Raw genomic sequence first — 13413 nt, 5'->3', positions numbered from 1 at the left:
TCTCCCGCTCGGGCGAGGGTGATTTTCCTGCTTTGCCATCTTAATCACAGAAAAACCCTGTAGTAACTGATTGAATACACGGCTTTGATTCCGCGCTGGTATTTTTCATCTTGCCGCGTCAGGATAACCCTTTCAGCCCTGCAGAGTGAGTCGCGCGATGTTCAAATGGCCATGGAATGCGCAGGTAGATGCCACCGTCACAGCGCTTCCCTGGCAACAGGCAATGGCGCAACCGATCTTTTCGCTGCTCACACCTGATGAGCAAAGTGCCCTGACCGCGCTTGCCCAACGCTTTCTGCAACAAAAAAAAATCTCGCTGTTGAATGGGCTGCAACTCGATGAGCGGCAGCTGGCACGTCTTGCCTTGCTGTTTTGCCTGCCCGTGTTGAAGCTCGGTCTGGAGTGGCTGGATGGCTTTCATGAAGTGTTAATTTATCCCGAACCGTTCAATGTCGATGACCGTTGGGAAGACAGCAGCGGCTTAGTCCACCAGGCGCCAGCGGTGCATGCCGGTCAAAGCTGGACACAAGGCCCGGTAGTCTTAAACGCGTTGGATATACAGGATTCTTTCGATCTTTCCGGCTACAACCTCGTCATCCATGAAATTGCGCATAAACTCGATGCACGCGGCAGTGGCTACACCAGCGGTATTCCCGTCATTCCCTTACGAGATGTCGCCCAATGGGAGAAAGACCTGCTACAGGCGATGGAAGAGATCGAAGCAGAGGTTGAATTGGTCGGCGAACAGGCGGCAACCATCGATCCCTACGCCGCCAGTGATCCTGCCGAATGCTTTGCCGTGCTGTCGGAATACTTTTTCACTGCCCCTGATTTGCTGGCGAATCGCTTTCCTGCGATGTATCGCCACTTACAGCAGTTTTATCGTCAGGACCCGATGGCGCGTCTTGCAGCAGGTTCTGCTTAAATCGCGATCGCTTTGTACTATTGCTAGCCAGTTGAATACAAATGTATTTTAAGCTGTTGACACATTAATGAGGTGCCATTATTATGCGCCTCGTTCACACGATTCCTCTGTAGTTCAGTCGGTAGAACGGCGGACTGTTAATCCGTATGTCACTGGTTCGAGTCCAGTCAGAGGAGCCATATTTAGAGAAACCCGCTCAGGGAAACCTGAGCGGGTTTTTTGCTTTTCATCACGTTGCGTTCCCTCGTCTCTAAAAAACTGGCATCGACATCCTGTGCCAGATTCTGATCGCAAAAGGGTCATGTTTGAACCTTGCATACCCTTTTATGTATTTTTGACGCCCACCTTCCCAATGAAAACACGCCAAAGGTTCAAAAATGAACCTTCGAGCCATCAGGTTGTGTACGAGCACTCGGCAACTGCCCTCATTCGCTATACTTCCGTCCAACCGCGCAGCAGGTTGTGATACATATTCAGCAGAGACAGCAGCTCCTCGCTATCGCCATGACGCGCTTTAAGGCTTTGGATATTACGATCCAGTTCGAAGAGCATGGCGCGTTGCTTATCATCACGCACCATCGACTGAATCCACAGAAACGAGGCCACACGTGCGCCGCGCGTCACCGGTGTAACACAGTGCAGACTACTCGAAGGGTAAAGCACCAGATGGCCGGCAGGTAATTTCACTTTGTGCTGACCATAGGTGTCTTCAATCACCAGTTCGCCGCCGTCATAACTGTCAGGTTCACTGAGAAACAGCGTGGCCGAGAGATCGGTTCGCATCCACCCGGCAGCACCATTATGTCTCACCGCGCCATCAACGTGAAAACCGTAGGTCTCACCCTGTTCGTAGCGGTTAAACAGCGGTGTAGAAATAGAGCGCGGCAGTGCAGCAGAAAAGAACAGCGGGTTGTTGTTCAAAGCCTGCATCACTGCTGTTTGCAACCGATCATAAAGCGGCGTACGCGTATCAATCTGCTGATTATTTTTTACCGTTGCGCCCTGGCTGCCCACCGTGGCGCGTCCGTCAATCCATTCGGCCTGTTGCAGCAGCGAACTGAAATTTGCCACCTCTTCAGGCGTCAGCACTGCAGGAATGTGATACATCATCGCGGTGTTCTCTCATAAATAGGGGCGCGAACGCCCCACGTTGACTCTTAGAAATGTACGTTTGCCGTTAACAAGAAGGTACGTGGCTCACCCGGATGGTAGCGGTATCCACTCTTATTGATGGAAGCCACATAGTGGGTATCGAAAATATTGTACGCGTTGAGCTGCAGATCGAAGTTGTTATTAACCTTGTAGCCCAGCTTCGCATCTGCCACCCAATAACCTTCAGTATGGTCTGGCGTGCCTACCGCGCCATCGCTGCCGCGACGCAGACTGCCCACGTAACGCGCCCCCGCACCAACAGAAATCGCATCAGTGGCCTGATATTGCGTCCACAAGGTGAAGGCGTGTTTCGGTGTATAAGCGATAGCAGATGAACCATCCTGAGCGACGGCTGCGCCCTCTTTCACCGAAGCGTGCTGCTGGGTGTAACCGGCAATCACTTCCCAGTCTGGGGTGATGTTGCCAGTAGCTGAAAGCTCATAGCCCTCAACGCGTTTTTTACCGGTCTGTGAGTAAGTGCCGTCGTCATTCGCGGTAACTTCGTTTTCGATATCGGTGCGGAACAGCGCAGCATTCAGTAGCAGACGTTTATCCAGAATCTGCCATTTGGTTCCCACTTCGCTTGATTTAGCTTTCTGAGGCTGGAAATCAGTACGGTTTGCACTGTTACCGGTGCCACCTGCCGCCAGCGCAAAACTGCTTCCACCCGGAGGCTGCTGAGAAATCGCATAGTTGACATAAACATTGCCCTGCTCGGTCAAACGATAGAGCGCACCCGCTTTCCAGTTCACCAGATTGCCAGACTTGGCGGTATCAACGGTGGTGATAGGCGTGCCACGTGCGATGCCCGTTGGACACGCCAGCGCACCGCGCCCGCTGCCGCCACACGCCGTAGCACTGTCATAATCAGTGTGATAGCTATCAAGACGAATGCCGCCGTTCAGCTCGAAGTTTTTGGTCATAGCCAGCGTATCGAAGGCATAAATTCCGGTGGTATCGGTCTGCCCGTTGGCATTGGCGCCGTTGCGATCCAGCCCACCCACGGAAATGCTGCTGATCGGATGGTAGATATTAACCGCAGGCGCAGTAATGGCGTTGACGCCGTAGTTGGTCTGGTTTTCACGCGTGAACTCCACGCCAGCACTGACATCGTGCCCCACTGAACCGGTATAGAATTTCGAGGTAATATTGGTCTGGTTAGTAAGGATGCGGTTACTGACATCTTTCAGGTTTGCGTTGCGCGTCCAGGTCCAGGTGCCAACATCATTAGGATTTGGCGTGGTAATGGTGCTGCCCATTACCGCGGTCAGCAGATACTCCTGCTTCACTCGCGACCAGCGCGTGGTGTTGCGAATCGTGGTGCTGTCGCTAAGATCGTGCTCGAAGCGAATAGTGCCGCTATCGGTGGTGGATTTGTCGAAATCGGAATCGGTGCCGTAATAATTACTGGTCGCCACTTTACCCGAATGATTAAGTGCAGAGGTAGCTGCAGTCGGTGACGAGTATCCCGGCAGGCCGATGGTCGGAATGCCGCCATCTGGTGTGTTGTTCTGATGCACATGCAGATAGTTCAGATACAAACGCGTTGATGTATCCAGACCGAATGCCAGTGAAGGCGCGACACCATAACGCTTATTTTGCACATTATCGCGTGCGGCATCGTGGGTTTTCTCGCCCATAAGATTGAGGCGAAACGCGCTGTTGTCGTTGAAGGTCTGGTTATAGTCCAGCGTACCGCGGCGCATCCACGCACTACCGACACTGGCCGACGCATCCAGGCCCGTATCCAGACGCGGCTGCTTACTGATCATGTTAATTGAACCCGACGGCGCGCTACGACCGTAATCAGTGCCAGACGGCCCTTTAATCACTTCAATCTGCTGAGTATTAAAGGTATCGCGTGTCACGCTACCAATATCACGAATGCCGTCCACGTAAATGCTGTTTGAAGTATCCATGCCACGCATATACACGGCATCACCGGTCGAAGAACTGCCATTTTCCCCGGCGTAGAACGCCCCCACCCCCGGCACATTTTTCAGCGCATCGGTCAGGTTATTGACACCTTGATCTTTGATCACCTGATCAGGAATGACCGTCATGGTGCGGGTGGTATCCACCAGCGGACGGGTAAATTTGGGGTCGGCAGAAGTATTAGGCGCATACAGAGAAGGCGTTTGCGCCGTCACCACTAAAGTGTCGTCAGATTTTTTGTTGGCATTATCAGCGGCCAGAGCAGCAGCAGGAGAAATACCAATACATAGCCCGGTGAACAGGGTCAGCGAATTGAAACTGCCAAACGGCAAATTGCGATTGTTATCCATTTTAAAAAGTAAATTTCTTATCGTTATTGACGGGCTTATTGCATCAAGCAAACCAAAACACTCAAGGTGCCATGATCTCCACTGCCTTGAGATGCAACACCTAAACGATAACGCCAATGGTTATCATTTACTTTTTTATTCTTGCATGAAGCGCAACGGCTTGGGAATAAGTTTCTTTACGGTAGCCTTACATAATTAATACAATCAGTGCCAGCAGGAGGGTTGCGTCAGGGTTTGCTCAAGAAGTCGTCAGGAAGGGCTAATATTCAGGCACAAAAAACCCGCTGGACAGGGCAGCGGGTTTTTAAGCAGCGCGCACAGTTCATTCCAGTAACTGTATCGCATAGCGTGATGCAGGCGTTCATCGCTCATAGTAGCGATACACCGACGGATGGAATTCAATGCCATAAAGTTGGCTGACCGGAATCAGCAAATCAATATGATTGCTGAGATCGAACTCACGCTCTTCAGCGGGTTGTGATGTGGCGTTGATCAGGCGATGGAACCACTGTGACAGCGTCGTTTTCATCGTCAGGTTCTCCAGTAAGGGTTGACCCTGACAGTAAAACCTAACTTGCTTTATAACCAAAACGATAAGATATGCGATTGAATCCCAATTAATGCATATATTGAAGGCCGCCGTCTGCTACGACGGCCCACTCCGTTATGCCCGGCTCTTCGCCAGCATACGACGGTAATTATTGAGCCATTTGCCGCTGGTCAAACGGAACCAGAAGAACACACCGCGCACTGTCCAGTCGAGGAACATGCCCAGCCACACCCCGACCACGCCCATACCGAGCATGATCCCCAGCACGTAGCCGGCAACCACGCGCGCACCCCACATGCTGAACATTGACACATACATGGTGTATCGCGCATCGCGCGCGCCTTTCAAACCAGCAGGTAGCACCCAGGATGCGGTCCAGATCGGCATAAAGGCCGCATTAAGCCAGATGAGGTGTTTGGTGACTTCAATAACTTCAGGGTCGCGGGTGTAGAATCTAGCCAGCGTGCCCGCCAGTGGTACGGTGATCAAGGCCAGTGTGCACAGCCCAATCATCGCCAGCCAGAACACATGTTTAATCTGCCTTTCCGCCTGCATCACCTGATTTTTACCCAGCCGCTTACCGGTAATGATGGTGGAAGCCGAACCGAGGGCGTTGCCCGGAAGGTTAATTAACGTGGCAATGGAGAAGGCGATAAAGTTACCGGCGATTTCATTGGTGCCCATGCCTGCCACAAAGATCTGCGTCAGCAATTTACCGCCGTTAAACAGCACTGACTCAATACTGGCCGGCACCCCGATCCCCAGCACTTCCATCAGGATGTTGCGATCCCAGCGTCGGAAATAGCTGGCGATGCTGATTCTTAACGCCGGCGTAATGCCACGATACAGCACATAAATGGCCGCCGCCGCGCCGATATAGCGTGAGATGGTTAATCCTAACCCGGCCCCAACGAAGCCCATCCCTTCCCACCCCATCGCACCATAAATCAGTACGCTACTGATCACGATGTTAAGGATGTTCATGCCGCCATTAATCAGCATCGGAATTTTAGTGTTTCCCGCTCCGCGTAACGAGCCGCTACCGATCAGGGCGATCGCCGCGGCTGGATAGCTCCACGCCGACGTTTGCAGGTAGCTCAGCGCCAGTTCCTTCACCTTGGGTTCCGCGCTGCCCGCGATAACATCGATAATCAGATGTCCCCAGATCTCAATCACGATCACCAGCACGAATGCCAGCACCGTCATCAAGCCCAGCGACTGCCGCGTAGCTGCGCGCGCGCGTTTGCCGTTGCGCTTGGCGAGGCTAAAGGCCACCACCACCGTGGTGCCGAGATCAATCGCCGCAAAGAAGGAGATAATCACCATGTTGAAGCTGTCGGCCAGACCGACCCCCGCCATCGCCTCTTTCCCCAGCCAGCTCACGAGGAAAGTACTCAGGACGCCCATCAGCATCACACAGAGGTTTTCAATAAAGATGGGCACGGCTAATGGGGTAATTTCACGCCACAACAGCGTGCGATAAGAGCGACGTTTCGGATACCACGCCGTATTTCTGACCGCCCGCATCACTGCTACGCCAGGATTTTGCAAGGGAGTACCAAATCACTTTGGAGAGGAAGAAGAGCAATAATGATGATAGGCCACTAAGAAATATGCAAAGTGTTTCCCATCACCATTTAATCATTATTACAAACTTTTTGTCGCCACCACCGCAGGATCCGCTGCACCACCGAGATAAGCGCTGCGCACCTCATCGTTATTTAGGAGTTCTTCCCCACTGCCGCTCAGTTTGATCTCGCCGTTGACCATCACATAACCGCGATCGGCCAGTCGCAGCGCATGACGGGCATTTTGTTCTACCAGGAACAGCGTCATGCCCTGCTGGGTCAATTCACGCAGGATGCTGAAAATTTGCTTCACCACAATCGGCGCCAGACCCAGACTCGGTTCGTCCAGCAGCAGCAGTTTTGGGCGACTCATCAGCGCACGCGCAATCGCCAGCATCTGCTGCTCTCCACCCGAGAGCGTCATGGCACGCTGTTTACGCCGCTCCAGCAGGCGCGGAAACAGTTGGTACATGCGATCTTTATCCTCTTTCACAAAGCGATCGCCCACCGCGATCGTGCCCATCAGCAGGTTCTCTTCCACCGTCATATCGGGAAAGATGCGGCGGCCTTCAGGCGCTTGTGCAATGCCGCTGGCGGCGATGAAATGGGTGCTGCGATGGCTGATGGACTCGCCACGTAAGCGAATGTCACCACTGGCAATGCGCGGCTGGCCAAAAATCGACATTAGCAGCGTAGATTTTCCCGCGCCGTTAGCACCGATCAGCGCCACCGTTTCCCCCTGGTTCACCGTCAGGGAAACCTGCCTGAGCGCCTGAACCGGACCATAAAACACGTCCACCTGTTCAAAACTCAACATCGGTTCAGTCATGGTCGCTCTCCTCATCTGCGCCGAGATAGGCGGCGATAACGTTGGGATCGTGGCGAATTTGCTGCGGCGTCCCCTGTGCAATGACATCGCCATGATCCAGTACCACAATGTGATCGGAGATGCGCATGACCATCGGCATGTCGTGCTCAATCAACAACACGCTGATACGGTGATCAGCGCGTAAGCGATGCAATATCTGACTCAGCGCATCGGTTTCGACCGGGTTTAATCCCGCGGCCGGCTCATCCAGACAAATCAGTTCCGGTCGCGTGCACATGGCACGCGCAATCTCCAGTCGGCGCTGCTGACCATACGAGAGCGTGCCAGCCAGTCGATTGGCGCTGGAGACCAAATCCACATTTTCCAGCCAGTAAAAAGCGCGGTCTAACGCCCGATTTTCCGCTTCGCGATAACCACGGGTATTCAATACGCCGGCCAGCAGTTGACGATTGACCTGCATGTGCTGCGCCACCAGCAGGTTCTCTACCACCGACATCTCGCGGAACAAGCGGATATTCTGGAAGGTACGCGCCAGCCCAGCACGGTTAACCAGGTGCGCGCCGCCAAACATTTTGTACCACACGCGCGAACCCAGCCGTGCCGGATGAAGCCAGTCCTGCGGATGAATTTTTTGCCCCAGCACCTGGATCACATCGGTACTGCGCTGTTGGGCATTAAGTATGATGCGCCCGCCGGTGGCGCGATAAAACCCGGTCAGGCAGTTGAACACCGTGGTTTTTCCCGCCCCGTTAGGGCCGATTAATGAGGTAACCGAACCGCGCGCCACAGAAAGGCTGACATCGTTCAGGGCTTTGATGCCGCCGAAGCGCATCATTAAATGATCAACTTGTAGAATGGCATCACTCATGGCGTACTCCTTTCCGCAGCGGAACACCCACACGTGCAGTACGAACCAATCCGCGTGGTCGCCAAATCATCATTAACACCATCAGCATGCCAAACAGCAGCACACGATATTCGGCAAAACTACGCAGCAGTTCAGGCGCGACTGTCAGTACAAAAGCGGCAAGCACCACGCCCAGTGTCGAGCCCATCCCCCCCAGAACCACAATCGCCAGGATTAACGCTGATTCGAAGAAAGTAAAGGAAGTTGGATTCACGAACCCCTGATAGCTGGCGAAAAACACCCCGGCAATCCCGGCCGTCGAGGCACCTAACATAAAGGCGGAGAGTTTGACCAGTACATGATTAAGCCCCATGGCGCGGCAGGCAATTTCATCTTCCCGCAATGCCTCCCAGGCGCGGCCAATGGGCATGCGCGTTAACCGATGCTTGATTAACAGCACCAGCAGCACCACGAGTACCAGTACCACATAGATGAAGATGAATTTCATATTCGGGTTGTAATCGAGATGCAGAAACTCGTGATAAGGCACGCCCCCGTCCCGCGCCCGGCGAGCAAATTCGAGGCCGAAAAATGTCGGGGAAGGCACCGATACGCCATTGGGTCCACCGGTAAACGACAACCAGTTGGTTAAGACCAGACGGATGATTTCACCAAAGCCGAGGGTCACAATCGCCAGATAGTCACCATGCATGCGCAACACCGGAAACCCCAGCAGCGCTCCGGCAAAGGCCGCCATTAATGCCGCGATCGGCAACATACTCCAGAATCCCAGGCCGAGGTACTCGTAGCCCAGTGCCAGGCCATAAGCGCCGATGGCATAAAATGCGACATAACCCAAATCAAGTAATCCCGCCAACCCCACCACAATATTGAGCCCCAGCCCCAGCAGCACATAAATCAGCCCCAGAATGGTCACGGTTAACAGGTATTTACTCGATAGAAATGGAAAGGCAAATGCGGCAATCAATAACAGCGGCAATATCCAGCGCATCCGCGAGCGATAACCCGGTTCGCGGACATATACGCCATCGTCATTGCCTTCAAACTTGCGTGTAAAGCGTTGTCCATAGGACGTACGGGTGAACAGGCTGAGCATTAAGCGCCCTACCATCACTAATCCCACTAACAGCGCCACACGTTGCGGCGACAGTGTGAAGCTGTAACCCTCCAGCACCACGCCCACAATCGGGCCAAACACCACCAGCGCAATCACTCCCGCCAGCAGTGTGTCGAGCAATGCTTCACGCACGCCCGCTTTTTGCGTCATTGCATTCATCGTGGCTTCCTCACACTTTTGCGACCAGCGGACGACCCAGCAGTCCCTGCGGACGGAAGATTAAAATCACCACCAGCAGCGAAAACGAGAACACATCTTTGTAGTCAGAGTTAACCAGCCCCGCAAACTGCGCTTCCGCTACCCCAAGCAGTAGTCCACCGAGCATGGCTCCGGGTAGAGAACCGATACCGCCCAGTACTGCCGCCGTAAAGGCTTTGATACCGATAATGAATCCGGCATAAAAATCAAACGTGCCGTAATTCATGGTCACCAGCACGCCCGCCAGTCCGGCCATGGCTGCACCGATGACAAACACCAGCGAAATCACGCGGTCAGTATTGATGCCGAGAATCGATGCCATGCGCCGATCCTGCTGAACGGCACGGCAGATGCGGCCAAGTTTGGTGTACTGAATGATCCAGGTGAGCAGCGCCATGCCACAGAAAGCGGCAATCAGAATAAAGACTTTGGTCCAGGTGATTTGCACAATGCCGCCATCCACTTCCATGCGCAGCACACCCGTCAGCAGCGTCGGGATGCCCTGCTGGTTGGGCCCCTGGCTAAGCTGCACGTAGTTTTGCAGAATCAACGACATGCCGATGGCGGAAATCAACGGTGCAAGGCGCGTGGAATTACGCAGGGGTCGATAAGCAATACGCTCGATGACCCAGCCATAAGCCGCCGTGACAATAATAGTGAACAGCAAGGTGCCGAAAATCAGTAATGGAAAGGAGTGAATACCGAAGAAGCTCAGGAGTGCTAAGCCTATTGCGCACAAATAGGCGGAGACCATATACACCTCGCCATGCGCGAAGTTGATCATGCCGATAATGCCGTAAACCATGGTGTAACCGATGGCGATCAACCCATACACTGCGCCCAGCGTCAGGCCGTTAATCAGCTGCTGTAAGAAAAAGGCGTCCATAAATCCATCCCGCGCGTAAAGGGAGCGCATACCTCGCGCCCAATGGCGAAAGGCCCCGTGATACGGGGCCGCGTATCGAATTACAGTTGGTGATACTTGCCTTTATCATCCCACTGATAAACCACATAATCCGAGACTTTCAAATCGCCTTTGCCATCCCAGGCTTTTTTACCCATCACGGTATCGACGCTGTTGGCTTTTAACCAGTCACTGGCTTTGGCGTTGTCTTTACCCGCCGCTTTGTAAGCCGCCGCAATAGCCTGCACAGAGGCGTAAGCATACAGGGTGTAACCTTCCGGTTCGAAGCCGCTGGCGCGGAACTTCTCAATCACCGCTTTGCCATCCGGAATGGTGCGCGGGTCATTACCGAAGGTCATATAAACCCCTTTGGTGTATTGAGGGCCACCAGCCGCTGTTACCATCTCTTCCGTCACGATGCAGTCTCCGGAGAAGAAGGCGGCATTCACACCCTGCTCACGCATTTGACGCACCAGCGGACCGGCTTCTGGATGACAACCACCGAAATAGACCACGTCGGGTTTCACCGCGCCAATCTTGGTGACCAGCGCATTGAAGTCTTTCTCACCGCGTGAAAGCCCTTCATACAGCACCTCTTTCACGCCACGTTTTTCCAGCGCAGCTTTGGTGGCATCGGCCAGCCCCTGACCGTAAGTGTCTTTGTCATGGATTACCGCCACCTTTTTCGCTTTCAGTTTGTCGATAATGAAGTCCGCCGCAATCGCGCCTTGCTGATCGTCACGGCCACACATGCGGAACATGGTTTTCATGCCGCGCTCGGTGATTTGCGGGTTGGTGGACCCGGGGGTGATCGCCAACACGCCCGCTTCGTCATACACCTCTGACGCGGGCATGGTGGAGGAGGAACAGAAGTGACCCACCACCGCCATCACTTTGTCCTGATCGACGAGTCGGTTTGCTACTGATACCGCCTGTTTGGGTTCGCAGGCATCATCGCCCTGCACCAGCACAATTTTTTCGCCGTTAATACCGCCAGCGGCATTAATATCATCGGCAGCCTGACTAGCGCCCTTCCAGTATTGCGCCCCGTAGGTCGCATTTGGACCAGAGAACGGGCCTGCCACACCAATCTTGATATCCGCCTGAACGTAAAATGCCATGCTCAGACAACCTGCAAGTACCACCTTCACTGGGTGTTTCATGAATTTCAAAGACATGCTTTCAATCCTCAACGGGTCAGGAACGGAGCCATACCACGGCCTGGGAGAAATCAATTTCTGAAACTTTTGCAGCACTGTATGCAGCCGATAGGGCCACGATTTAGGATCAAGCAAGAAACTCGCCAAAGAAGACGGTCGGTGGCAGCTTTTTGCAGTGGCATCGCGCCAGGGCAGACGAGGCGCGAGGTGACATCCCTGCTAATCATAAACATAGCCAGAGTTGCGCCGCACACCAGCACCGTGATGGTGCAGAATGCGGTCGATCACAGATTATTCATCGTGCTGGGGTGTTTATCCGCTATGCTCTGGTCAAATCGGTCCACGTTTCCTGAAGGAGAATCTATGAATACGCAACGGAACGGATTGAGTAGCCAGCAGGCACTGGATGAACTGGAGCGCCTGTATGAAAGCGCAGTGGAAGCACTGCGCAACGCGATTCGCGATTTCACGACAACCGGCACGCTGCCGGATGAAGATGCGCGACAGAAAGGTCTGTTTGTTTATCCGGAACTGCGCATCACCTGGCTGGGTGAAGGCCCACAGCAAAACCGCACTCGTGCATGGGGACGTTTTACCCACACCGGCAGTTACAGCACCACCATTACCCGCCCGGCACTGTTGCGTCACTACCTGAGTGAGCAATTACAGATGCTGGAGAAAGAGTACGACGTCCTGGTTGAAGTGGTGCCTTCTCAGCAGGAGATTCCGTACCCGTACGTCATTGATGGCCTGACACTGGATCGCTCGATGAGCGCCAGCATTGCGCGCCATTTCCCTACCACCGAACTGTCGCAGATTGGCGATGAAACCGCAGATGGCCTGTTCCATGCGAATGCCATTTTCCCGCTGTCACACTTCGATGCACTGCGCACTGATTTCTCACTGGCGCGTTTACGCCACTACACCGGTACAGCCGTCGAGCATTTCCAGCCGTTTGTGCTCTTCACTAACTACACGCGCTATGTCGATGAGTTTGTGCGTTGGGCGATTGAGCAGGTTCAGGATCCTTCCACACCCTATGACAGCCTTGCCTGTGCTGGCGATGTGGTGATCACCGCTGACACCCAGGATCCCACGGCAATGATGTCTGATCTGGCCTGGAAGAAGCACCAGATGCCGGCCTGGCACCTGACATCACCGAATCGCCGTGGCATCACCCTTGTGAACATTGGTGTGGGTCCGTCCAATGCCAAAACCATCTGCGACCATCTGGCAGTGATTCGCCCCCACGCCTGGCTGATGATTGGTCACTGCGGCGGCCTGCGTGAAAGCCAGACCATCGGTGATTACGTGCTGGCGCATGCATATTTGCGTGACGATCATGTACTGGATAGTGTGCTGCCGCCGGACATTCCTATTCCGAGCATTGCTGAAGTGCAGCGCGCGCTCTATGACGCCACCAAAGCCGTGAGCGGCATGCCGGGAGAAGAGGTGAAACAGCGTCTGCGCACCGGTACGGTAGTGACCACAGATGACCGTAACTGGGGGTTACGTTACTCCGCTTCTGCACTGCGCTTTAACCTGAGTCGCGCGGTGGCAGTTGATATGGAGAGTGCCACGATTGCCGCGCAAGGCTATCGCTTCCGTGTACCTTACGGCACCTTACTGTGCGTCTCGGATAAGCCACTGCACGGCGAGATTAAATTGCCGGGCCAGGCGAATCGTTTCTATGAGGGGGCTATTTCTGAGCACCTGCAGATTGGCATTTGCGCGGTAGAACTGCTGCGTGCTGAGGGCGATAAGTTGCATTCAAGAAAGTTGCGCACCTTTAATGAACCCCCTTTCAGGTAAAGGTTTAACTCCGGTCCCATTGGGGCCGGAATTATATGGGATTTC

Annotated in this window: 11 protein-coding genes and 1 tRNA gene; 3 read left to right on the top strand and 9 right to left on the bottom strand. The window is 53.9% G+C overall.

Annotated features, from left to right (window positions below; genetic code table 11):
- Positions 1-157 precede the first annotated feature (157 nt).
- Both mtfA and FD737_RS03970 read left to right on the top strand, forming a co-directional pair.
- Positions 158-925, top strand: a complete 768-nt coding sequence (mtfA, locus tag FD737_RS03975) for a DgsA anti-repressor MtfA (RefSeq protein ID WP_160832778.1) — start codon at positions 158-160, stop codon at positions 923-925.
- A 103-nt stretch (positions 926-1028) separates the two neighbouring features.
- Positions 1029-1104 (top strand) — tRNA-Asn (locus FD737_RS03970).
- A 253-nt stretch (positions 1105-1357) separates the two neighbouring features.
- Here the strand turns inward: FD737_RS03970 and ybiX are convergent.
- From ybiX to FD737_RS03930, 9 genes are all read right to left on the bottom strand, one after another.
- Entirely contained in the window at positions 1358-2035 is a 678-nt protein-coding gene (ybiX, locus tag FD737_RS03965) for a PKHD-type hydroxylase YbiX (protein WP_097116735.1), read from the bottom strand.
- Positions 2036-2082: 47 nt separating this feature from the next.
- Entirely contained in the window at positions 2083-4362 is a 2280-nt protein-coding gene (locus tag FD737_RS03960; RefSeq protein ID WP_160832777.1) for a catecholate siderophore receptor Fiu, read from the bottom strand.
- 361 nt (positions 4363-4723) lie between these two features.
- Positions 4724-4891 carry a hypothetical protein gene (locus FD737_RS23675; protein WP_166932180.1) on the bottom strand — a complete coding sequence of 56 codons (168 nt, stop codon included), beginning with the start codon at positions 4889-4891 and terminating at the stop codon, positions 4724-4726.
- Positions 4892-5026: 135 nt separating this feature from the next.
- Positions 5027-6439 carry an EmmdR/YeeO family multidrug/toxin efflux MATE transporter gene (locus FD737_RS03955; RefSeq protein ID WP_160832776.1) on the bottom strand — a complete coding sequence of 471 codons (1413 nt, stop codon included), beginning with the start codon at positions 6437-6439 and terminating at the stop codon, positions 5027-5029.
- A 120-nt stretch (positions 6440-6559) separates the two neighbouring features.
- Complete coding sequence (locus tag FD737_RS03950; protein WP_097116733.1) at positions 6560-7309, bottom strand: ABC transporter ATP-binding protein; 750 nt, start codon at positions 7307-7309, stop codon at positions 6560-6562.
- Positions 7302-8177 (bottom strand): ABC transporter ATP-binding protein, encoded by an 876-nt coding sequence (locus FD737_RS03945; protein WP_097116732.1) that lies wholly within the window; start codon positions 8175-8177, stop codon positions 7302-7304. The genes FD737_RS03950 and FD737_RS03945 overlap by 8 nt, the downstream gene beginning before the upstream one ends.
- Positions 8170-9453: a high-affinity branched-chain amino acid ABC transporter permease LivM gene (gene livM, locus FD737_RS03940; protein WP_160832775.1), complete on the bottom strand. Its 1284-nt coding sequence runs from the start codon at positions 9451-9453 to the stop codon at positions 8170-8172. The genes FD737_RS03945 and livM overlap by 8 nt, the downstream gene beginning before the upstream one ends.
- 10 nt (positions 9454-9463) lie before the next feature.
- The gene (locus FD737_RS03935) at positions 9464-10378 is read right to left on the bottom strand and encodes a branched-chain amino acid ABC transporter permease LivH (protein WP_097116730.1); all 915 of its coding nucleotides are present in this window, start codon (positions 10376-10378) and stop codon (positions 9464-9466) included.
- An 80-nt stretch (positions 10379-10458) separates the two neighbouring features.
- Positions 10459-11517 carry a branched-chain amino acid ABC transporter substrate-binding protein gene (locus FD737_RS03930; RefSeq protein WP_160832774.1) on the bottom strand — a complete coding sequence of 353 codons (1059 nt, stop codon included), beginning with the start codon at positions 11515-11517 and terminating at the stop codon, positions 10459-10461.
- A gap of 402 nt (positions 11518-11919) precedes the next feature.
- Between FD737_RS03930 and FD737_RS03925 the strand changes: the two genes are divergently transcribed.
- A complete protein-coding gene (locus FD737_RS03925; RefSeq protein ID WP_160832773.1) occupies positions 11920-13368 on the top strand; it encodes an AMP nucleosidase in 1449 nt (482 codons plus the stop codon).
- Positions 13369-13413: the final 45 nt, after the last annotated feature.

The organism is Pantoea sp. Seng (assembly GCF_009829935.1).
In the GTDB taxonomy this organism is placed as follows: domain Bacteria; phylum Pseudomonadota; class Gammaproteobacteria; order Enterobacterales; family Enterobacteriaceae; genus Pantoea; species Pantoea communis.
The sequence above is the reverse complement of the archived record's forward strand: the minus strand, read 5'-3'. Positions and strand labels throughout refer to the sequence as shown.

Bases quoted from the DNA above. Each gene is read 5' to 3' on its own strand.
- livM (WP_160832775.1), bottom strand. From the start codon at position 9,453: ATGAATGCAATGACGCAAAAAGCGGGCGTGCGTGAAGCATTGCTCGAC.
- FD737_RS23675 (WP_166932180.1), bottom strand. From the start codon at position 4,891: ATGAAAACGACGCTGTCACAGTGGTTCCATCGCCTGATCAACGCCACA.
- FD737_RS03945 (WP_097116732.1), bottom strand. From the start codon at position 8,177: ATGAGTGATGCCATTCTACAAGTTGATCATTTAATGATGCGCTTCGGC.
- FD737_RS03950 (WP_097116733.1), bottom strand. From the start codon at position 7,309: ATGACTGAACCGATGTTGAGTTTTGAACAGGTGGACGTGTTTTATGGT.
- ybiX (WP_097116735.1), bottom strand. From the start codon at position 2,035: ATGATGTATCACATTCCTGCAGTGCTGACGCCTGAAGAGGTGGCAAAT.
- FD737_RS03925 (WP_160832773.1), top strand. From the start codon at position 11,920: ATGAATACGCAACGGAACGGATTGAGTAGCCAGCAGGCACTGGATGAA.
- mtfA (WP_160832778.1), top strand. From the start codon at position 158: ATGTTCAAATGGCCATGGAATGCGCAGGTAGATGCCACCGTCACAGCG.
- FD737_RS03930 (WP_160832774.1), bottom strand. From the start codon at position 11,517: ATGGCATTTTACGTTCAGGCGGATATCAAGATTGGTGTGGCAGGCCCG.
- FD737_RS03955 (WP_160832776.1), bottom strand. From the start codon at position 6,439: ATGCGGGCGGTCAGAAATACGGCGTGGTATCCGAAACGTCGCTCTTAT.
- FD737_RS03960 (WP_160832777.1), bottom strand. From the start codon at position 4,362: ATGGATAACAATCGCAATTTGCCGTTTGGCAGTTTCAATTCGCTGACC.
- FD737_RS03935 (WP_097116730.1), bottom strand. From the start codon at position 10,378: ATGGACGCCTTTTTCTTACAGCAGCTGATTAACGGCCTGACGCTGGGC.